This is a genomic window from Hymenobacter sp. BT491, assembly GCF_014349165.1.
GTDB classification, from domain to species: domain Bacteria; phylum Bacteroidota; class Bacteroidia; order Cytophagales; family Hymenobacteraceae; genus Hymenobacter; species Hymenobacter jejuensis.
In genome coordinates this window covers 132,285-153,723 of record NZ_JACSJJ010000001.1, presented here as the reverse complement: position 1 = coordinate 153,723, position 21,439 = coordinate 132,285, and the positions used below count along the sequence as shown (strand labels likewise).

Sequence of the window (21,439 nt, the reverse complement as noted above, 5' to 3'; positions counted from 1 at the left end):
TTACACGCCCTCAAACACCTCATGCCATTCCAGCGCTAGTCCCGGCAAGGTGGCTACCGGAATGAGGCCGGGTTCGCAGTATTCACCACGAATAATATACTCTTCATTTTCAAGCACATACACAGCTACGTTTTTCAAACCGGGGTCTACCAGCCAGTACTCGGTCACGCCGTTTTCTTCGCAGAGATCGAACTTGGTTTTGCTGTCGTGGCCGGTGCTGCCGGGCGACAGGATTTTGATAATCCAATCGGGCGCGCCCACGCAGCCGCACTCGTCGAGCTTGGCCGGGTCGCAGAAGACGCACAGGTCGGGCTGCACCACCGTTTCGACGGCGGCATCGCCGTTGGGCACCGTTTTGGTGAGCCGCACATCGCACGGAGCGGCAAAGCCCTGACAGGATTTTCCGCGCAATGCCAACCCAATGCTGGTGCCTAGGTTGAACGAAATCCTCTGGTGTCGAACTCGCAGGGCCGGACTCATCCGGCTCACTTTGCCGCGGATAAGCTCCACAAACTCATCGAATTGCCACGACACATAATCGGCGTACGGGTAGCGCTTCGTCAAATCAAGCTGGGAAATATCGGTGATGGGCGGCATGGAAAAAAGCGTTGGACAAGGTGTTGAATACACGGCAAAGATTCCGGGGCAAACCGGCTGCGTGAAGCTGCGGGGCCGCTATCTTGCTGGCATGAAGCGGCGCATCTTCATTCGGATTCTGGCGGGCCTGGGGCTGTTGTTGGCGCTGCTGCTGGCCCTCGACCGCCTGTTTCCGTTGCCTCCCGCGCCGCAGTACTCCCCCATCGTCACGGCGGCCGATGGCTCGGTGCTGCATGGTTTTCTGAACCCCACCCAGAAGTGGCGGATGAAAACGGAGCTGCGCGAAATCACCCCGGCGCTGCGCAAAGCCATTGTGGCGAAGGAAGACCGCTGGTTTTACTGGCATTTCGGCGTGAACCCTTTCGCGCTTGTGCAGGCCGCCGCCCGCAACCTGTTTGGCCGTGGCCGCACCACCGGCGCCAGCACCATCACGATGCAAGTGGCGCGGCTTCTGGAACCCAAGGAGCGCACCATGGGCAACAAATTGCTGGAAATAGTGCGTGCCGTGCAGCTGGAAGCGCACTATAGCAAAGCCGAGATCCTGCAACTCTACCTCAACTTGGTGCCGTACGGCGGCAACGTCGAAGGCATAAAATCAGCTGCCTTACTGTACTTTCAGCAACCCCCTGATTATCTGTCGCTTGCCCAGACTGTTACGCTGGCAGTCATTCCGAACCGGCCCCGGGGCTTGGTGCTAGGTCGAAACAACGGGGCCGTCCGGCGCGAGCGCAACCGCTGGCTGCGTCGTTTTGGCGCGGAAGGCTTATTTGCCAGGCAGGACATCGCCGATGCCTTGCTAGAACCCCTTGAGGTGCAGCGACATGCCGCCCCCACCCTAGCTCCGCACCTGGCGCGGCGGCTCGTGCGGCAACATCCAAGGCAAGCCATTATTGCCTCTACCCTCAGCCGCAGCAAGCAAACCAAAGCCGAAGACCTAACGCGCAACTACGTGCGTCGCCTGCACGAATTGGGCATTTCGAATGCGGCCGTATTGGTCGTCAACAACCGCACCCGCGCCGTGGAGGCCTATGTGGGCTCGGCCGATTTTCAGGATGCTTTTACGCAAGGCCAAGTCGATGGCATTCAGGCCGTTCGCTCGCCGGGCAGCACGCTAAAGCCCTTTCTGTATGCCCTCGCCTTGGATCGCGGCTTGGTAACGCCCAAGCTGGTTTTGCCTGATGTGCCCACCAATTTTGCGGGCTATCGGCCCGAAAATTTCGATAAACATTGCAATGGGGAAGTGACGCTGGAGCGGGCCTTGGCCTTTTCGCTGAACATCCCGGCAGTGCGGGTGCTCTCCGAAATGGGCGTCGCGACGTTTACGGACAAGCTGCGGGAGGCGGGTTTCCAACGCGTGGGCCGCGATGCACCGCGGTTAGGCTTATCGACCATTTTGGGCGGTTGCGGCGCTTCGTTGGAAGAGCTTACGAATCTGTTTGTTACGCTGGCGAATAGCGGCAGATACGCGCCCTTGCAATGGATTGTAAGTCGGCCAAATGCTACGGCGTCTCCCGCTCGATCCAAGGGCGAGGTGGCTTTGGTCTCGGATGGGGCGGCCTTTCTGGTTACCGATATTCTTTCGCAGCTGACGCGGCCCGATTTGCCGGTTAGCTACGAAAGCAGCACGCACTTGCCCAAAATTGCCTGGAAAACCGGCACCAGCTACGGCCGCCGCGATGCCTGGAGCATTGGCTACAACCGCGAATACACGATCGGCGTCTGGATTGGAAATTTCAGCGGACAGGGCGCGCCGGCGCTTACCGGTGCCGACGTGGCCACGCCGTTGCTATTCGACCTGTTTAATACCATTGCCTACAACTCGCCAAACGACTGGTTTCAGCCGCCGGCCTCGTTGGATTTTCGCCTGGTGTGCGCCGAAACCGGGCTGCTGCCGGGGGCAAATTGCCCTAATCAACTCATCGATTATTTCCTGCCGGGCACGTCTTCTACCCAGCGTTGCGAGCACCAAAAGGAAGTGTTGCTGTCGGCGGATGGTCGCTATGCATATTGCCGGGCGTGCGCGCCGGTTGTGGGTTTCCGGCGCGAGCTTTATCCTAATATGTTGCCCGAAATAGTGGCCTACAAGGAAACCCAAGGCATTCCGTACCGTCGCTTGCCGCCACACAACCTGGAGTGCCAGCTCGTGCGCGGCGGTGCCGAACGCGCGCCCAGCATCACGTCGCCGCTTCCCAACACCGAATACGTGCTCAACCGTGGCGAAAAGCAGCAATTGCTGCTCAGCTGCACCACCAACAACGAGGTGCGCCAAGTGTATTGGTATGTAAATGATCGGTTTCTGCGCGCGGCGGCGGCTACCGAGCGCGTCTTTTTTCGGGCCGCACCTGGGCCACTCAAAATTTCCTGCGCCGACGATCACGGCCGCAACACGGATATTCGGGTGATTGTGAGCGAGTTATAACAGCAATAAATACTTATCGCAAGTATTTAACAATCAAGTACTTACAACTCTGGCACTTCATCGCCGGCGAACACGGGTGCCATCGCCTGCGATTCTTCTTCCGTGAAAAGCCGCGAGCGAATGAGGAAACGCACGCCCAAAGGGATTTCGAGTGAAAAGCTGGCGCCGCGGCCTTTCGTCACGTCGACGGTGAGTTGGGTGTGCTTCCAGTACTCAAACTGGCTGGCGCTCATGAAGAAATCGCAGCCGTAGATGCGGCCGAGCCACACATCGCTCCCCCCGACTCTGAACTCGCCGGCGGCAAAACACATGGGCGACGAGCCATCGCAACAGCCGCCGCTCTGGTGAAACATCAAGGGGCCGTGTTCCTCGCGGAGCAAATCGATAACAGCTTCAGCAGCAGGCGTCACCAAGACGCGGGGTGTGAGGGTGGACATGGCAAAGGAATGAATTAGCGGACGTGACGCCGATAGGTACGAACAACACCCGTGCGCCGCCGGAGCAGCACAAAGCAAGTGTCTCATGTACGGTAGTAACACGTTTTAATAGAAACGCGACCTACTGTAAAAAAAGACACTTATCGCCCTCCGACTAAAATATAAAGAGCGTCATGCAGAGCGTAAGCGAAGCATGACGCTCTTTATATTGCATTGATTATCAATATTTTACCTTAGAAGAAGCCGAGCTTCTGCTGGCTGTAAGAAATCAGCATGTTCTTGTTTTGGCGGTAGTGATTGAGCATCATCTTGTGATTCTCACGGCCAAAACCCGAAGCCTTATAGCCGCCAAACGGCGCGCCAGCGGGGTAATCGTGGTAGCAATTGACCCACACGCGGCCAGCCTGAATGGCGCGGGGCATCTGATACAGCTCGTGGGCATCGCGGGTCCAGAGGCCGGCGCCGAGGCCGTAGAGCGTGTCGTTGGCGATGGCAATGGCTTCGTCGTTGTCCTTGAAGGTCGTCACCGACAGCACCGGGCCGAAGATCTCTTCCTGGAAGATGCGCATCTTGTTGTGGCCCCGGAAAATGGTGGGCTGAATGTAGTAGCCTTCGGCCAGCGCTCCGTCTTCCTGATGGTACGCGTCGCCGCCCACCAGCACTTCGGCTCCTTCGGCCTTGCCGATTTCGAGGTAGCTCAGGATTTTCTCAAACTGATCGTTGGAGGCCTGGGCGCCCATCATGGTTTCCATGTCCAGCGGGTTACCGAGCTTGATGGCTTTCACGCGCTCAATTACGCGGGCAATGAACTCGTCGTAAATGTCTTCGTGCACCAGCATCCGCGAGGGGCAAGTGCAGATTTCGCCTTGGTTGAGGGCAAACATCACGGCTCCTTCGATGGCTTTGTCGAGGAAGTCATCGTCGTGGTCCATCACACTCTTGCAGAAGATGTTAGGCGATTTGCCGCCCAGCTCCATCGTAACGGGAATGATGTTTTCGGAAGCGTATTGCAAAATCAGGCGGCCGGTGGTGGTTTCGCCCGTGAAGGCTACTTTCTGCACCCGCGGCGACGAGGCCAGCGGCTTGCCGGCTTCCAGCCCGAAGCCATTCACGACGTTAAGCACCCCAGCCGGCACGATGTCCTGAATCATTTCCATCAGCACCATGATGCTGGCGGGCGTTTGCTCGGCGGGTTTTACCACCACGCAGTTGCCGGCCGCCAGCGCAGGCGCGATTTTCCAGGTGGCCATCAGCAGCGGAAAATTCCAGGGAATAATCTGGCCAATGACGCCCAGCGGCTCCTGAATTACCAGCGATAACGTGTTCTCATTCAGTTCCGTAGCCGAGCCTTCTTCGGCCCGAATTACGCCGGCAAAATATCGGAAGTGGTCGATGGCCAGGGGCAAGTCGGCGGCCATACACTCGCGGATGGCTTTGCCGTTTTCGATGCACTCGACGGCGGCCAGGTGCTCGAGGTTGGCTTCCATGACATCGGCAATTTTCAACAGCATGTTGCTGCGCGTGGTAGCCGAGGCATGCTTCCAGGTTTTGAAGGCTTCGTGGGCAGCGTCGAGCGCCAATTCGATGTCTTCTTTGGTCGAGCGGGCTACTTTACAGAAGGCTTTGCCGTCGATGGGCGAAGGGTTCTCGAAGTACTGCCCTTTCACCGGCGCGACCCATTTGCCGCCGATGAAGTTATCGTAATGATCTTTAAATTGAGGACGGGCAACCAGGGTGGTGGGTTTTTCTAACGTTTCCATGCTGTGGGAGTTATGGAGTTAAGACTACTTCCAAGGTAGCTTCTATTATTGCCCGAAAAGATGTAGTATCCTCTCATTAAGCTTGATGATAATCGCAAGTTGACTTGTCCTTTCAAGGCTTGATTTCTGCTCCTCTGCTGCCGGTTTTCGTTGCCCACCACGGAGGGCCGGCCACTACAGAAACGGAGAACTGCTTACGCCTTCATGCCCTTTATCCCCACCCGCCATGTCCCGCCGCACTCAGCCCACTTCTATTGCCCTTCACCACCCCGATAAGCTGGATACGCTGGTCGAAAACCGCACGGTGTACACGCTGGAAGGCTTCGAGCTCAACATTTTCGAAACGCACCAGCAGGCCAGCCGCGTGCCGCTCAGCATGGGCAGCCTGGTGCTCACGACCATGCTGCGGGGCAAAAAAGTGATGCACCTCCCCGACCGCCCCGCTTTCGACTACCTGCCCGGCGAATCGGTGATTGTGGGCGAACAGCAAACCATGGAGATCGACTTCCCGGAAGCCACCCTCGACAACCCGACGCAGTGCCTGGCCGTGGCCATTCCGGCCGACACCATTCGCCACACCGTCGATTTGCTCAACGAGCGCTTTCCGCTGGCCGAAGACCACACGCCCTGGCACCTGAGCAACTCCGCGAACGCGCACCTGACCAACACGCCCGAGCTGACCGGCACGCTGGAGCGCCTCATTCATCTGTCGCAGGAAACCCACGCCGCCAAGGATGTGCTGGCGTCGTTTACGCTGCAAGAATTGCTTATCCGGCTGATGCAGACACAGGCGCGCAAGCTCATTTTCCACAACTACGCCCAGCACCTGACCTCGCACCGCTTTGCGCACGTGGTGCACTACATCAAGCAGCACCTCACCGAACAAATCACGGTGGAAAAGCTTTGTGAGCTGGCCTGCATGAGCAAGGCGACGTTTTTTCGCCTCTTTAAGCGCGAATTTGGCCTTACGCCCGTCGAGTACGTGATTCAGGAACGCTTGGCCGAAGCCAAACGCTTGCTGCGCAACCCCTTCACGACCGTGGCCGACGTCTGCTTTCGGGTGGGCTTCAACAACACCAATTACTTTCAGGTGCTTTTCAAAAAGTACGAAGGCATGACACCGGGCTTGTACAAAAAGCGGTGCGCCGTATGAGAACCTGCCTATGCAAGGGCAGAAATATATTTTATATAACTATTTAATTATCAATTACTTATATAAAATATTAAAAGAAGATACCTGAACCGTTGTAACATTTAGGTACTCCCAAAGCATTTAAGGGAGCAAAAGCGGCTGGATTTAGGGGTTGGGTTTCGCACGTTGCCACCCACCCACCGGGCCGCCTTACCACGGATTACAATTCATGAAATCAACTCTTCTCGAGCAGGAAAAACCGGCTTCGGCGGTTTCTGCTCCGACCCTCGATGCCGCTTTGGTGTGGCTGATGGCGATTACGTGCGGCCTGGTCGTCGCCAATATTTACTACAACCAACCGTTGCTCGCCGACATCGGCAACACCTTTCACCTCTCCGACAGCAAAGTCAGCCTAATCGCCACCGCCACCCAAATTGGCTACACGCTGGGGCTGTTTCTGGTGGTGCCGCTCGGCGACAAAGTCGAACGCAAGCGCCTGATCTTGTTGAAGTTGCTACTGGCAGCAGCGGCTATGGCCTTGGCGGCTTTTGCGCCTTCGTTTGGGGTGCTGGTTGTCGCCAGCGTTCTGATTGGCATATTTTCGGCGGTGCCGCAGCTTCTTATTCCGATGGCGGCCTCGCTGGCCAATGACGAAGATCGCGGCCGCATTGTGGGCAAGGTCATGAGCGGCCTGTTGATCGGCATTCTGCTTTCGCGTACTATAAGCGGGTATGTGGGCGCGCATTTTGGCTGGCGCACGATGTTCTGGGCTGGTTCGGCAGCAATGCTGGTGCTCACGGGCGTATTGGCCTTGAAACTTCCGACCAGCCGTCCGTCCTTCACCGGCACCTACGCCAGCCTGATGAAATCCTTGGTAAGTCTGACGCGCGACTTGCAGCCGTTGCGGCGGGCGGCCTTGGTGGGCGGCTTTTTATTCGCGGGCTTCAGTGTTTTCTGGACTACGCTGGTGTTCTTTCTGGAAGGCAGCCCCTACCATTACGGCAGCGACGTCGTGGGCTTTTTCGGCCTGATTGGCGCCTGCGGAGCCTTGGCCGCGCCGCTGGCTGGCAAAGCCGCCGACAAAAAAGGTCCCGATTACGCCATCCGAATTGGGTTGCTGCTGGCCTTGGCCGCATACGCCATACTCGGTTTCGGCGGCTACCACCTCGCGGGACTGGTAGTGGGCGTCATTATTCTGGACGTGGGCGTGCAGGCGACGCACATTTCCAACCAGTCGAGCATTTTCGCACTCATTCCGGAAGCGCGCAGCCGCCTCAACACCGTGTACATGACCGCCTATTTTATCGGTGGCTCGTTGGGCTCGTTGGCGGGTGGGTTTGCGTGGGCCAACGCTGGTTGGGCGGGCGTAAGCGCGACCGGTTTTTCGTTTGTGCTGGCCGCTTTTCTCATCAATCAGCTCTACCGTCGTAAGCAGCAAGCGCGCTAAAACGCAAAAAGGCCGCGATTCACATGAATCGCGGCCTTTTTATATCTATTTGACGATCAATTAGATACGACTCATACATTCCTTCAGGCTATCGCGCCAGTGCGGAATGGCCAGTTGCAGGTTGGTCTTGACTTTCGTTTTGTCCATTACCGAATACGCCGGGCGCGTGGCTTTGGTCGGGTACTCGGCCGTGCGAATGGGCACCGCGTTGACACTTGTGTTGCTGAACTCAAAAATGGCCTTGGCAAAATCGTACCATGACGTAACACCTTCATTGCTATAGTGATACACGCCGTACTGCTGGCTCTGGCGTTCGATGATGGTGAAGATGCAGCCCGCCAAATCGATGGCGTACGTGGGCGTCCCGATCTGGTCCCAGATGATGCGAAGCTCGTCGCGCTCACGGCCCAGCTTCAGCATCGTTTTCACGAAATTGTTGGCAAATTCCGAATACAACCAGCTGGTACGCAGGATGAAATACCGGCTGGTGTGTTCGGCTACCACCTGCTCGCCTTCCAGCTTCGTGAGGCCGTACACGCTGATTGGCTCCGTTTCGTCGGTTTCGATTAAGGGCTGATTGCCAGTGCCGGCAAACACAAAATCGGTGGAGATGTGAATGAGCGTGGTTTCAAATTCGTCGCACACCCGGCTCAGGTTTTCGGCGCCGTCGCGGTTGATTTTCCGGGCCAGATCCACGTCGTCTTCCGCTCTATCGACGGCGGTGTAGGCGGCGCAATTGATGCAATACGCGGGTCGGTATTGCGCAAAAACGGCTTGTAGCTTCGCCGCATCCAGAATATCGGCTTGCTCTTCGGGCAGAAACACGACATCCGTTACGTTGCGCTCTTTCGCGACGTGCTGCAGGCATTGCCCCAATTGGCCGGAGGCCCCGAAAACGACTATTTTGCTCATGTAGTGGTGCTAGTTGACGTAAAGCAATTCGGAATTTGGCTCCAAATTAACTCATTCAACCCAAGCGCTACTCACCGCGCGAGTCACGGCGTTTGTTTTTGATGGGCTGAAAGCGCAATTCGCGCGGCTGCTTTTCGCTGAGGTATTTCCAGTAGCGCAACGGAATGTGGCGCCGGTGCAGTTTCAGGTTGCGGCGCTCCGGAATATTGACGTGGTCAAAGTACGTCTGCCAGAGCACTTTAAACAGCGGCTCGCGCTCGTCGAGCACCGTTGCCGACACGCTGGTGCTGCGTTGCGGCGCGTCGGCTTCAAACTGCACGATGTCAGTATGATGCAGGTCGTAATACAGCCCGTAGTGCCGCCGCCGGTCGAAGATGAGCCAGCGCTGGTCGGCGTAGCGCTTGGTAAAATGCGGCGCAATGAGCGGCAACACATCAAAATCCGGATCGATGGTAGCGTGAAACAGGCCATCGCTTGTTTTTTCAAAGCGCACGAACGCTTCCATGCGGTGCTTTTCGCGGCCGAGCTGCTGGCTAATGTGTGCCACGAGGCGCACGGTATCGTCGGCGTAATTCTCCGAGATATCTACTTGGCCCCGTGCTTCCACCGCCTGCTGCACATACCGACTGATCAGCATCTCCCGATCGGGCCGCTCCGATAAATACGTGTGGTACAAACGATTACGCGTCTCGCCGTCTATGTACTTTAGCAAGCCTTTCCACACGCGGGTGGCTTTGTCTTCGTTGGTTTCGATGTGCACCGTGGCTGTAAACAACCCGCCCTGCACGGCCCCGAGCGGCTGCACGCTGTTGGGCCAGGCTTTGCGCTCGTACATTTCCAGCACTACCGTAAGCAGGCCGTCGAAGGTGCCGTCGTAGGTATAGTCGTGAGTCATGCGTGCGCTTCGTTAAAAAATTCCAGCAGCAACCGATTCACCTCAGCGGGCTCTTCGTGCTGCACCCAGTGCGTGGCATTGGGCAGGTAGGTTAGCTGGCCGTGGTCGCACATCTCCAAGCTCATCTGAGCGAGTTGGGAGTTGAGAAAAGCATCGCGCTTGCCCCAGATAATGCGAACAGGAATTCTAACGCGGGCATTCTTTCCTAATCCTGAGCGGAACCGGAAGGCCGCCCGGTACCAGTTAATCATGCTACGCATTGCCCGCGGCTGCGACCAAGCCTGCTGATATAAAGCCAAATCGGCACCGCTAAACGTGCCGCGGCGGCTCGTGCCACGCAATGCGGAGCGGGCGACGCGCCAGTTGCGCCAGCGCGTCGCCCGCTCCGGCAGCCAAGGCACCTGAAAAAAGAACACGTACCAGCTTTTAAACAGCTGCGAGGGCGTGCGGCGGAGCGCCCGCGACAGCGTTCTTGGGTGCGGCACATTGAGAATCGCCGCTCGCCGTATCCTGTTTGGATATTTAATTGACAGCCACCACGTTACAACAGCGCCCCAGTCGTGCCCAACAACGATTGCCGACGAATGCCCCGCGACATCCAGTAAGCCAATAACGTCGGCAGCAAGCGTGGCGACCTGATAGTCACGTATATGCAATGGCTTGTCGCTCAGGTTGTAGCCGCGCTGATCGGGAGCCCAAACGCGGTAGCCCGCCTCAGCCAAGGGCTGAATCTGATGACGCCAGCTATACCAAAACTCCGGGAAACCGTGCAGCAGAATCACCAGCGGGCCTTGGCTAGGGCCGCACTGGACTACGTGCAGCCTGATGCCGTTGGTCTGGACGTAGTGGTGCTCGAAAGGATAACCCATGCCGGCTTCTACCGCCTTTCTTGGCCGCGAGTTGTCGGTGCACGCCTACGCCGCCTCGGTCTGCGTGGTTTGCGTAGCGGCTGCGTTGTTGGCGCGGGCAGCTTCGTGGAGTTGGCGCACGATGGGCAGCAGGTCGCTGAGTTTGCAGCAACAAGCCATACGGACAACTTTCATGTTGGTAGCGGTTTGCGTGGCGGCCGACGCGTCGGTGGCGCGGTGAGAAATAGTCATAGCTCAGAGAGGCTTAGCTGGCTTGTGAAAACAGGTCGGTAGGTACGGGAGGGGCAAAAAGGTCAAGCTGTTGGGTTACCAACGCCGAACGCACAGAGCCGGCGCCAAATAAAATCTGGCGCCGGATGCTTTGCTCGTCGTAGTCGCGGGTTTCGAGGGATTGACCGCGGCAGGTAATGAAGTATTTGGCGCGCTTCAGCACCACCCCAAACTTGTGCAGGTGATCGAGCGACAGCGAAGCAAAGCGCCGGGCCGCCACAATGCGCTTAGCCGAACGCGCCCCAATGCCGGGCACGCGCAGAATCATCTCGTAATCAGCAGTATTAACATCAATCGGGAATACGTGGCGATTGCGCAAAGCCCAAGCCAGCTTCGGATCAATCTCCAGATCCAAGAACGGATGTTCAGGATCCAGAATTTCGTCGGCGTCGAAGCCGTAGAAGCGCATGAGCCAGTCAGTTTGGTAGAGGCGGTGCTCCCGAATCACAGGCGGCTGCGTGGTTTGGGGCAGGCGAGCATCATCGCTAACCGGCACATAACCAGAGTAATACACGCGCTTTAACCCGTAGCCTTTGTAAAGCGAATCGGTAAGCTTAATAATTTGGTGGTCGTTTTCAGCCGAAGCCCCCACGATCAGCTGGGTGCTTTGGCCGGCGGCGGCAAACTGGGGCACCTTCTTGAATAAGGCTTTTTCTTCCTTATTCTGGGTGATGCCATCGCGGATCTGCGCCATCGGCGTCAGAATTTCCTCGTAATTCTTCTCCGGCGCAAGGTTTTGCAAGCTCATTTCGGAGGGCAACTCGATGTTCACGCTCAGGCGGTCGGCGTACAAACCGGCCTCCTGAATCAGCTCCGGCGAAGCGCCCGGAATGGTTTTGACGTGGATGTATCCGTTGAATTTGTGTTCGGTGCGCAGCTTTTTGATAATGCGAACCAAGCGCTCCATGGTATAATCGGAGCTGGAGAAAATGCCGGAACTCAGAAACAGCCCCTCGATGTAGTTGCGGCGGTAGAAGTTCATGGTCAGGTCCACGACTTCGTCGACGGTGAAGGCGGCGCGCTTCACGTCGTTGCTGCGCCGCGACACGCAATAGGCGCAGTCAAAAATGCAGTGATTGGTAAGCAGAATTTTGAGCAGCGACACACAACGGCCGTCTTCCGTGAAAGAATGGCAAATGCCCATGCCTTCCGCGTTGCCCAAGCCTTTATTTTCGTTTTTGCGCTTGCCGCCACTGCTGGAGCACGATACATCGTACTTCGCGGCGTCTGCCAAAATACTTAGCTTTTCCTGAATGCGCTCGTTCATTCGACCTGTTTGATGGCTTAAAAATAAAGATTTATATCCAACCTGACAATAGATAACTAAGCTAATTTTTTTAGGAATGGTTCCTTGCGGCCTGCGGCATTTTTAACTTTTGCGAGGGCCGTGGTCTAAGCACTCAAAAGGAATTTTGCGGCTTTCCGGCCCGTTTTCTATCTGCGCATGGCCTTGACGTTGCTTGTTTGACGGCGGCCTTCGCGGGCGTACTTTGTATCTTGTCGGGCTAGAAGCGCGGCGCCATCCGAAAGCCGGCTATTGTTGCGTTATCCTTATGATGTTGCGCTTTGCTTTCCCCTGCTTTTTGCCTCGCCTGCGCGGGGGGTGGCTGTGGCCTGCCCTCGTGTTGTGGATGGTGGCCGGACAGGTGCAAGCCCAGCAAACTGCGCCGGCGGCCGTGCCGGATACCACGCGCATCCAACCCGAAAACACCCGCCCCGATTCGTTGCGCCGACGCTTCGACCAAGAGCGCATCCTGACGGGTCTGAAGGCCTATACCAAGCGTAAAACCATTGTGGGCAAAGCCGCGTCGGCGCTGTTCAACTTCACCGAGCGCCGCGAAGACCGCGCTGGCCTCGACGCCCAACTCCTTGACCGCCAGTTTGACCAGCACAACTACAAGATTGTGCGCCGCATCAACATCACGACGCTCGATGCCTTCGGCTACAGCATCAACGACCCGGCGCGGCAGCCGCGCAACTTCCTCGAGAAAACGGGCAATACCTTTCACATCAAAACCGTGCGCTCGCGCGTGCGGCAGGTGCTGTTGTTTCGGATCGGGCGGGAGTTGCAGCCGCAGGCGCTGTCTGAGTCGGAACGCTTGCTGCGCCAGACGCCCGAAATTCTGGATGCGCGGGTGTTTGTCAACGAGCAAACCACCTCCGCAGATAGCGTTGATATTGAGGTAGTTACCAAAGACGTATTTAGCATTACCGGTTCGTTCCAACTGCGCGATGTGGGCGCCGGGGTGGTTGGGGTGCGCGATAATAACTTTCTGGGGCAGGGTCACCAGTTTCGCAACGTGTACGAGTACGGCCGCGGCAAGCCACAAACCTGGAAATACGAAGGCAGCTACCAGGTGCCGTTTCGCAACTTCGTTACCGGGCGACTGCACTACCGCAACGAAGACCAGTTCCGCCAAGCCGACGTTACATTTAGCCGCGGCTTCTACTCCGTCAAAACGCGCTACGCGGGCTCCATCTCCTTGGCCGACTATTACCAGGGCGTCACGCTGGCCGTGCCGCCCGAAGGCCAGCCGTATGTGTTTCATCCGCTGCGCTATACGGTACAGGATGGCTGGCTGGGCCGCTCCTTCAGCCTGCATAGCTACGACTTGGCCTACGAAAACCCGGCGCGGCTGATTTTGTCAGGACGGACCATTCATACGCAATATTCCGAGCGGCCCATTACCGATTCGGTCAATAACAAGTCGGCGTACCGCACTACCTCCCTGCTGCTGGGCACCATCGGCTACAGCGTAAGGCGCTACTACAAAGACAAATACCTATTCGGCTTCGGCCGCACCGAGGATATCCCGACGGGTACGTTGCTGGGCTTTACCATGGGCTACGAGCTCAACGAAGAGTTCAACCGCAATTACTATGGCGTGCGCGCGGCGTGGGCGGGCTACAACCCCTTGCACGGGTACCTCTACCTCAACGCCGAGTTTGGCAGCTTCCTACGCCGCCCCCAAAACGACTGGCAGCAAGGCCTGCTCAACACCGAAATCCTGTACTTCACGCCTTTATATAACACCGGCAACTGGCAGTGGCGCCACTTTTTCTGGAATCGCTCGTCGTTGGGCTTTCACCGCCTCGATAGCGAAACGCTGCTCAGTATCGATGGCGTGCGGGGCCTGCGCGGCTTCCAGACCGACGGCTTGTTGCGCGGGGCCAGCCGCTTCGTGGTCAACTACGAGGCCAACGTATTTACGCCGGTTTCCTTTTTGGGCTTCCGCTTGGCGGCCATTGCCTTTGCCGATGCCGCCTGGATAACGCCTGATATCAAAGGTGGGCTGCCGTTTCATGAGTCGCCGTACATGGGATTTGGCGCCGGTTTGCGGTTCCGCAACGAGTACACGGCCATCCGCACCCTCCAGATTTTGATCGGCTATTACCCGCGCGGGCAATACACCAACAACGGGTTGCGCATTTTCGAAAGCTCGCGGCCGTATTACGGCTTCAATGATTTTGGCTTTGGCCAGCCCAACACCGCCCGCTTCGATTAATTGCGGAGTATGAAGAAAAGAATCACGAAGCGATGTTTGCCTTTGTATATAAGCAATTCATAATCAACCACTTATATACATGACTTTGTTTCGAATAACATTTCTTAAGCACCTACCTTTGCCTGCTTGCTTGTAGCGAGCTTACCCGAGAACTTAATTTCCGATTGCATATGCTGCTGGGCGATTACAATGAGCTGGAAGTAGCTCGCGAAGTGGATTTTGGATTGTACCTGACTTCCGACGACGGCGATCTGCTGATACCGGGCAAGTACGTGCCGGAGGGCACCCGCGTGGGCGATTTTCTGCGCGTATTCGTGTACCGCGACTCCGAAGACCGGCTCATTGCCACCACACTGGAGCCGCTGGTGCGCGTGGATGAGTTTGCGGTGCTCACGGTGCGCGACGTGAGCGACATCGGTGCCTTCCTGGATTGGGGTCTTGAAAAGGACCTGTTCCTGCCCTACCGCAACCAGCGCCGCCGCCTGCGCCCCGGCGACCGTGTGGCCGTGTACGTGTACCTCGACGAAACTTCCGACCGCATTGTGGCCACGGCCAAATACGAACGCTACCTCAGCAAGGAGCCTTTCCCCGGCCAACCCGGCGACGCCGTGCAGGTGCTCGTCGCCAACGAGTCGGAGCTGGGCTACGCCGTGATCGTGAACAAAGCATATCCCGGCTTGCTCTATCATAACGAAGTCTTCCGGCCGCTGCGCCTTGGCGACATCCACACGGCCTACGTGCGACGAGTCCGCGACGACGGCAAGCTCGACGTGAGCCTGCAACGCACGGGCTACGACGAAGCCGTGGCCGCCGCTGATACGCTACTGGCCGCGTTGCGCAAAGCCGGCGGCACGCTGCCCCTCTCCGACAAAAGCGAGCCCGACGACATCTACCGCCGCTTGGGCATGAGCAAAAAAGTGTTCAAAAAAGCCTTGGGCAGCCTTTACAAACAGGGCGTAGTGCAACTAGCGCCAGACGAGACGCGACTTGTAGAAGGCAAGTAAGCTTCGGGGGCAGGCAGGTAGCTTTTTGTGCCGCTTCTTCCGTATGAGGAATCGAATCTCGGCTCCCCCTTGCTTCTTTCCCTACGCTATACTGCCCCATGACTCCCCAGAAAACTGCCCTCATTGCCGGTGCTACCGGCTTGGTAGGCAGCACATTGCTGCCTTTGCTGCTGGCCTCCGAACGCTACGCAAAAGTTATCACCGTGGGGCGGCGGCCCTTGCCGCTGGTACACCCCAAGCTGGAACAACGCGTCATGGACCTAGACCAACTGGAAGAAAACCGGCTGAGCCTGATTGCCGATGATGTGTACTGCTGCTTAGGTACCACCATGCGCCAAGCCGGTTCCAAAGAAGCTTTCTATAAGGTTGATTATCTGTACGTTGTAAAACTAGCCGCTACCACAGCCGGTAATTTCGCGGCGCAGTTTCTGGTGGTTTCGGCCATGGGCGCCGATGCTGAGTCACGCATTTATTATAACCGGGTAAAAGGCGAAATGGAAGACGCCGTCCGGCAAACGCCGTTTCGGGTAATTCATATTTTCCGGCCGTCGCTGCTGCTGGGCGAGCGCCGCGAAAAACGGCTTGGCGAGCAAATAGGCTTTGTACTTATGAAGCTGCTGAATCCGTTGCTGCTGGGGCCTTTGCGTAAGTACCGGGCCGTGCCGGCTGCGGCCGTTGCCCGCGCCATGATCCGGGCCGCGGCCGAAGATGGTGGCGGTGTGCGCGTCCATCTTTCCGACGAAATTGCGGAGACTGGAAGATAAAAATAGCAAGCGTCGAAGTTGATTTGTATTTTTGCAAGAGAATCAACTTTCCTTTTCGCTTTCTATTTTCCTATGAAACAACTGTTTCCACGTTTGATGATCCTGCTGTTGCTGCTCACGTCAGGGGCGGCTCATGCACAAAGCAAGAAAGGCCGAAGCAGCGGCAGCGCCGGAGCAGGCTACAACACCGGCCTTGGGTTGCGCGCCGGCGGATATTCTTCGGGCCTGACTTTTAAGCATTTCATAAGTGGCAAAAACGGGGTCGCTTTTGAAGGCCTGGTTACCACCGAATACAAGGCCCATGGCGCCCGCGTAACCTTGCTTCTAGAAAAGCACCTGCCTGTCGCCGACGTCAAAAACCTGCAATTCTATTACGGGGCCGGTGGCCACGTAGGCTCCTATCGTGGCCGTTACTACTACGTAGGACGGTGGGAAACGCGCGGTAAGCACAAAGACGTGTATTACACTTACTACGAAGACGATACCAACTACATCGCCTTCGGGGCCGACCTGATTTTGGGTCTGGAATACAAATTACCCGACCTGCCTTTCGTAGTAGGCGTCGATTACAAGCCATTTTTCGAGGTGTTTGACGGCTACAGCGGCTTCTACAACGATGCGGCTTTGAGCTTGCGCTTCACTTTCTAATTTCAGAGCCACATACAAAAAAGGCCCGCTGAGCAATCAGCGGGCCTTTTTTGTATGTGGCTCATAGCCAACCGTTTATCTTACACGATAACCACGGTGCCCACGCATGTTATTGTTGTAATAACCAGGACGGGGTGCCACAATCACGCGTTGTGGCCGCACAATTACCGGAGCAGGCCGCACGTACACACGAGCCGGCCGGTAATACGGACGATAGTACGGCCGCGGGTAAGGCCGATAATACGGGCCGTAGTAAGGGTCAGTTGATACGACGGCTGTGCCGGCCGAGGCTACGCAACCTGTCAGCAGCGAACCCGACAGGAGCAAAATGAACAGAGCAGGTATTTTCAGAAATTTTTTCATAGTCGTAGAGCAAGCAGAGTTTTAAACGCTTGTACCTACCTTAGACTACTTGAGGATGCTAAGGTTTAATGGAAGTTTTGCCATTGGCTATCACTTCTAAAGCCGTATACGATAAGTAGTTGCGGAAGTGCCGCCAAACAAGCCGTAACCCGGACGGATGTTGGAAAACAGGGGCGCCGGCTCGGCAAACGGGTTGTCGCCGGTGTTGTTGTAGCGTCCTAGCGATTGGTAGAACAGGTACATATCGCGGGTAAGCGAGCCGACCACCACTTCCACGTAAGCCGGCGCCGGAATGTCGGCGGGGTTGCCGGTGTAGCGGCCGTTGTAATACCCTTGTACGTCATTAGCCAACGACAACTGCTGACCGTTACCGTTGGTATCGGCGTAGGGCGATTTGTTGTACAAGATACCTGTACCCGACAGCTCAAACCGCTGTAAGTTACTGACATCGTTGGAGTTATTACTATTATCTCGCTCCAGGTAGCCCCACAACCGGCCTCGCTCATCCAACACTCGGGCATAGGCGATGTAGTAGTCTGTAGTGGCTGCGTTGTCGGCTACGGCGAGAGTGAGGTGCCCAAAAACCCGCTGTTGGTAGCTGTTGTAAGGATCGGATCTGGGCGGCGTTCGGGGAGTGTAGGTTGCCGACGCGATGACGGGCGTAGCCGGCAGCGTGAGGCTGCTTTCGGCGGTTTCGAGGCTGGGAACCTTGGCACGTATCGTGTAGGTCTGGCCGGGCCGGGCCACAAAGCCCATAGTGGGCCGGTAATAGCCGTCGTAGTAGAAGTAACTGTTCGTGCCTGGGCTCGGGTTGGCAATCGGTTGGAAGCGCTCGATTACAGTGCCGCTGGCATCCTGCACTTCCACGGTAGCGTCGGTGCGGCCGGTCAGGCGCTTGGTTTCAAACACCCCTTGACTGCTACTCACAAACACTTGCCGCTGCCCCAATACGGCCGAATCGCGGGTATCGGTGTTGAGGATATACAGTAATGAAATGCGCGGTGTGTGCGGCGGCGCGGGCACGTCGATGGCGGTTTCGCAGGCCGCCAGACCCAGCATGGCACTCAAGGCCAGAAGAGAAAATATGATATTCTTCATAAATACCTTATAATCAAATGCTTAGAATTTAAAGCTCTTACTGAACGACGGAATAATGGGAAACAGCGAGATTTCGCGGTATCCGGGCTTGCGGGTTACGTTGCCGAATTCGTCTTCGGAGCCTTGTTGCAGGAACAGGTAATAAGGATTTTTGCGGCTGTACGCGTTGTATAGGCTAAAGCTGTTCACGACTTCGCCCCATCGCTTTTTCTTGGTCTTGCTCAGGTCGAGGTCCATGCGGTGGTAGGCGCGCATGCGATAGCTGTTGCGCGGACCGTAGTCGTCAAATTGGTTATAGCCATAGCCATCCAGCGTGAAATGACCTTGCGACAGCGTAACGGCGTTGCCGGTGCCATACACCCAAGTACCTGACAGTGTGAGTGTTGGGCTGATATGATGGATCACCACCAAAGAGGCGTCGTGACGGCGGTCGTATTTGTAAGGGAAGATGCGGCCCTGGTTGAGCTCCGGGAATTTGCGCTTGCTCCAGGCCAGCGTATAGCCGATCCAGCCGGTGGTGCGGCCGGTTTTCTTTTGCAGAAAGACCTCGCCGCCGTAGGCCCAGCCCTGCCCGCTGGTCACTTTGTCCTGCCAGTTGTTGTCGGTAGTTCCCAGAAAACTGGCGCCCTCCCGGTACTCGATGAGGTTGCGCATGGGCTTGTAATACGTTTCGAAGCTCAGCTCGTACTCCTCCCCTTTGTGCCGAAGCGTACGTGCGGCGCCCAAGCTAACTTGCTGAGCACGTTGCGGTTTGACCTTCGCCGTAGCAGGCACCCACAGATCAGTGGGCAGACCAATGCCGCTGTTGGTGAGCAGGTGAATGTATTGTGTCGTGCGGGCGTACGCGGCCTTCAGCGCCCACTCCTCCGTGAGCAGGAAGCGGGCCGACACGCGCGGCTCCAGCGACGGATACAACGTGCGATCGACCCAAAACCCGTTGAGGCGCACTCCACCGTTTACTTTCAGGCGCTCCGAAACCCGGTAATCGTCCTCAGCATACAGCGACGCTTCGTTGGCCATGGTGCGCGCCACCGAGTTGAGGCGGCTCAGGTCGTTGCTGCCAGAATTGTCTTTCACTTGCAAGGCGCCCGGCCTGAACGAGTGCAGAATGTATTGCCCGCCAAACCGAATGTAATGGTCGGGGCTGGGCAGATATTCCAAATCAGACTTGAGGCTAAAGTCCCGAATATTAGACAGATAGCGCAAGTTGAATTTATCCGTCTTCACGGCGTTCTGCGGGTCGCGGTACTGGCTTTCCTGCTCAATCCCGACGTTGAACTGGTACTTCGTGTAAGTGAAGTGCGTATTCAGAAACAGCTGATCGGTCAGGATGTGGTTCCAGCGCAGCGCGGCCGTGAGGTTGCCCCAGCCCAGGCCCGAGTTTTCGCGGTCGGCCAGCCCCTCATTGGTATCGTTGTAGCGGGCATAAAACTTATCGTAGCCGGTGTAAGCGCTCAAGTACAAGCGGTCGCGGCGGCTCGGTTTCCAGTTTAGCTTGCCGTTCAGATCGTGAAAAAAATAGCCTACGGTAGCGCTGCTGCCACTTGCGCTCTTGGTCGCCGCCCAAATCAGGGGCCGGGCCAGAATGTCGATGTAGGTGCGGCGGGCCGAGAAGATGAACGAAGCCGTATCCTGCTTGATCGGACCTTCGACCGTGATTTTGGAAGCGATCAGGCCGATGGCGCCTTCGCCGTGAAACTCCTTCAGGTTGCCTTCCTTCATCGAAATGTCCAGCACCGACGACAATCGCCCGCCGTAGCGCGCCGGAAAGCCACCTTTGATGAGCTCCACGTTATTGAGCGCATCGGCATTGAACACGGAAAAGAACCCGAACAAATGCGACGCATTGTAAACCGGAGTGCCGTCGAGCAGGATAAGGTTTTGGTCGGGCGAGCCGCCGCGTACGTACAGGCCGCTGGTACCTTCGCCGCCGCTTTGCACACCGGGCAGCAGTTGTAGCACCTTCAGTACGTCGCGTTCGCCGAGCAACGCCGGCACAGCCTTGATCTGGTTGAGCGGAATATTGACGGTGCCCATGCGCGTGCTCTGCGCAAGTTTTTCCTCGCGGCTCCCAACTACTTCTACACCCGCCAGCTCCGAGGTAAGCGGCTGTAGGCCAAAGGTATGCGTCAGGTTGCCAGAAGCTGGGACCACCCATTTCTGCTTGGCATACCCCAGGTATGAGACCAGCAGCAGCACCGAATCGGTGGCGGGCAGGGTGAGCGAGTAGAAGCCGTAGGTGTTGGTGCTCGTGCCCAGCCCCGAACCCGGACTAATGACGGCCACGCCAATCAGGTTTTCGCCAGTTTGTTGGTCGCGAACGTAGCCGCTGACGGTGTGCTTGCCAGCTTGCTGGGCACTCGCTACGGCGGGTTGTAAACATAAGATGAGTACTAAAGAGCGAAGAAGTCGCCTCATACGCGAACTGTTAAATTGTTGTAAGTCAATTGTTTATAAAATAGGAATCATAAAACTCCTTCCCAGGCTTCCCTCGGTTCACAAGCGGGAGTAAAAGGCGGCCCCAAAAGGTTGCGACCAGCACCGCGCAGGCAAGAAAAAGCGCCTGCCTTTCCGGAGAATTGCAGGCGCTTTTACCGACGTTTTACAAGCCGAAACGGGTTATTTCTTGGCGGTGTATTCTTGGTTGAGATACTTCACCACGGCGGCCGTAATGTCCATGTCTTTGCGGCCGTAGGCGATGGCGCCGCCGGGCGCCGAAATCAGAATGAGACGGTAGCCGTTGGCTTTGCCATACGTTTCTACTTGCTTGTCCACACGGTCGAGGACCTGTTTGGTCATTTTGGCTTCTTGCTCCTGAGCCTGCTGCTGGATCTGCTGCTGCTTCTGCCCCGACTGAATGCGTTGGGTTTCGAGCTGCTGCTCGGTTGCGGCGCGCTGTTCCGGCGTGAGGCTAGGAGCCTGCTGCTGATACTTTTGCACGGCAGCTTGGAAGTTGCGCACCAAGGTTTCGTTCTGGCGCTCCCAGCCTTTGGCCTTGCCTTCGAAGGCTTTGCGGGCGTCCTGCATGCCTTTGTAATCAGCCAAAAGCTTGTCCGATACTACGAACGCTACTTTATCGGTATCGGCTACTACGGCCGTGGAGGGCTCGGTTGTAACAGTGCCAGTCGAGTCGGTTTTGGTAGCAACCACCTTGGCGGGGGCGACTTTAGCGGCAGATTTGTCCGCAAAATGGAGGTAAAACAGCACGGCCACGGCAATGACCAGCACAGCGTCGATAATCAGGCGCAGGGAATTGTTCATCAGGAGAAAAAGGGTAATTAAAACGAATGCCAACTAACTGGCCTTCAAAGAAACGCA

19 protein-coding genes are annotated in these 21,439 nt (G+C 56.8%); 7 read left to right on the top strand and 12 right to left on the bottom strand.

Annotated features, from left to right (window positions below):
* Entirely contained in the window at positions 1 to 597 is a 597-nt protein-coding gene (locus tag H9I52_RS00705) for a Uma2 family endonuclease (protein WP_187452242.1), read from the bottom strand.
* On the opposite strand from H9I52_RS00705, the gene pbpC reads away from it, so the two are divergent.
* On the top strand, positions 596 to 3,016 hold the full coding sequence (gene pbpC, locus H9I52_RS00700) for a penicillin-binding protein 1C (protein WP_262385913.1): 2,421 nt from the start codon (positions 596 to 598) through the stop codon (positions 3,014 to 3,016). The two genes, H9I52_RS00705 and pbpC, sit on opposite strands and share 2 nt — an antisense overlap.
* 41 nt (positions 3,017 to 3,057) lie before the next feature.
* On the opposite strand, the gene H9I52_RS00695 is transcribed toward pbpC, so the two are convergent.
* Positions 3,058 to 3,453: a DUF779 domain-containing protein gene (locus H9I52_RS00695; RefSeq protein WP_187452241.1), complete on the bottom strand. Its 396-nt coding sequence runs from the start codon at positions 3,451 to 3,453 to the stop codon at positions 3,058 to 3,060.
* 233 nt (positions 3,454 to 3,686) lie between these two features.
* Complete coding sequence (locus H9I52_RS00690) at positions 3,687 to 5,213, bottom strand: aldehyde dehydrogenase family protein (RefSeq protein WP_139514636.1); 1,527 nt, start codon at positions 5,211 to 5,213, stop codon at positions 3,687 to 3,689.
* A gap of 226 nt (positions 5,214 to 5,439) precedes the next feature.
* On the opposite strand from H9I52_RS00690, the gene H9I52_RS00685 reads away from it, so the two are divergent.
* Together H9I52_RS00685 and H9I52_RS00680 are read left to right on the top strand one after the other, a co-directional pair.
* Positions 5,440 to 6,366: an AraC family transcriptional regulator gene (locus H9I52_RS00685; RefSeq protein WP_187452240.1), complete on the top strand. Its 927-nt coding sequence runs from the start codon at positions 5,440 to 5,442 to the stop codon at positions 6,364 to 6,366.
* Between the two features lie 208 nt (positions 6,367 to 6,574).
* Positions 6,575 to 7,792 carry an MFS transporter gene (locus H9I52_RS00680; RefSeq protein WP_187452239.1) on the top strand — a complete coding sequence of 406 codons (1,218 nt, stop codon included), beginning with the start codon at positions 6,575 to 6,577 and terminating at the stop codon, positions 7,790 to 7,792.
* Between the two features lie 60 nt (positions 7,793 to 7,852).
* Here H9I52_RS00680 and rfbD read toward each other — a convergent pair whose 3' ends face one another.
* The 5 genes from rfbD to H9I52_RS00655 form a co-directional block, all read right to left on the bottom strand.
* The gene (rfbD, locus tag H9I52_RS00675; protein WP_187452238.1) at positions 7,853 to 8,704 is read right to left on the bottom strand and encodes a dTDP-4-dehydrorhamnose reductase; all 852 of its coding nucleotides are present in this window, start codon (positions 8,702 to 8,704) and stop codon (positions 7,853 to 7,855) included.
* Positions 8,705 to 8,771: 67 nt separating this feature from the next.
* Positions 8,772 to 9,599, bottom strand: coding sequence for a TIGR03915 family putative DNA repair protein (locus tag H9I52_RS00670; RefSeq protein WP_139514640.1), 828 nt, complete (start codon positions 9,597 to 9,599; stop codon positions 8,772 to 8,774).
* Positions 9,596 to 10,468, bottom strand: coding sequence for an alpha/beta fold hydrolase (locus H9I52_RS00665; RefSeq protein ID WP_187452237.1), 873 nt, complete (start codon positions 10,466 to 10,468; stop codon positions 9,596 to 9,598). Before H9I52_RS00665 ends, H9I52_RS00670 begins: the two co-directional genes overlap by 4 nt.
* A 45-nt stretch (positions 10,469 to 10,513) precedes the next feature.
* Positions 10,514 to 10,699, bottom strand: a complete 186-nt coding sequence (locus H9I52_RS00660) for a hypothetical protein (RefSeq protein ID WP_187452236.1) — start codon at positions 10,697 to 10,699, stop codon at positions 10,514 to 10,516.
* Between the two features lie 13 nt (positions 10,700 to 10,712).
* Positions 10,713 to 12,005: a putative DNA modification/repair radical SAM protein gene (locus H9I52_RS00655; protein ID WP_187452235.1), complete on the bottom strand. Its 1,293-nt coding sequence runs from the start codon at positions 12,003 to 12,005 to the stop codon at positions 10,713 to 10,715.
* Positions 12,006 to 12,291: 286 nt separating this feature from the next.
* Here H9I52_RS00655 and H9I52_RS00650 point away from each other — a divergent pair, with 286 nt between their 5' ends.
* From H9I52_RS00650 to H9I52_RS00635, 4 genes are all read left to right on the top strand, one after another.
* The gene (locus H9I52_RS00650; protein ID WP_187452234.1) at positions 12,292 to 14,244 is read left to right on the top strand and encodes a hypothetical protein; all 1,953 of its coding nucleotides are present in this window, start codon (positions 12,292 to 12,294) and stop codon (positions 14,242 to 14,244) included.
* Positions 14,245 to 14,414: 170 nt separating this feature from the next.
* The gene (locus tag H9I52_RS00645; protein WP_187452233.1) at positions 14,415 to 15,248 is read left to right on the top strand and encodes a S1 RNA-binding domain-containing protein; all 834 of its coding nucleotides are present in this window, start codon (positions 14,415 to 14,417) and stop codon (positions 15,246 to 15,248) included.
* Between the two features lie 98 nt (positions 15,249 to 15,346).
* Positions 15,347 to 16,012, top strand: a complete 666-nt coding sequence (locus tag H9I52_RS00640; protein WP_187452232.1) for an NAD-dependent epimerase/dehydratase family protein — start codon at positions 15,347 to 15,349, stop codon at positions 16,010 to 16,012.
* 72 nt (positions 16,013 to 16,084) lie between these two features.
* Positions 16,085 to 16,660, top strand: a complete 576-nt coding sequence (locus H9I52_RS00635) for a hypothetical protein (protein WP_139514647.1) — start codon at positions 16,085 to 16,087, stop codon at positions 16,658 to 16,660.
* 75 nt (positions 16,661 to 16,735) lie between these two features.
* Here H9I52_RS00635 and H9I52_RS00630 read toward each other — a convergent pair whose 3' ends face one another.
* The 4 genes from H9I52_RS00630 to H9I52_RS00615 all read right to left on the bottom strand — a co-directional run bounded on the left by H9I52_RS00630 (position 16,736) and on the right by H9I52_RS00615 (position 21,382).
* Entirely contained in the window at positions 16,736 to 17,023 is a 288-nt protein-coding gene (locus tag H9I52_RS00630) for a hypothetical protein (protein ID WP_139514648.1), read from the bottom strand.
* A 96-nt stretch (positions 17,024 to 17,119) separates the two neighbouring features.
* Complete coding sequence (locus H9I52_RS00625; RefSeq protein ID WP_187452231.1) at positions 17,120 to 18,121, bottom strand: DUF4249 domain-containing protein; 1,002 nt, start codon at positions 18,119 to 18,121, stop codon at positions 17,120 to 17,122.
* Between the two features lie 21 nt (positions 18,122 to 18,142).
* A complete protein-coding gene (locus tag H9I52_RS00620) occupies positions 18,143 to 20,539 on the bottom strand; it encodes a TonB-dependent receptor (protein WP_187452230.1) in 2,397 nt (798 codons plus the stop codon).
* Between the two features lie 201 nt (positions 20,540 to 20,740).
* Positions 20,741 to 21,382 (bottom strand): OmpH family outer membrane protein, encoded by a 642-nt coding sequence (locus tag H9I52_RS00615; RefSeq protein WP_187452229.1) that lies wholly within the window; start codon positions 21,380 to 21,382, stop codon positions 20,741 to 20,743.
* Between the last annotated feature and the right edge of the window lie 57 nt (positions 21,383 to 21,439).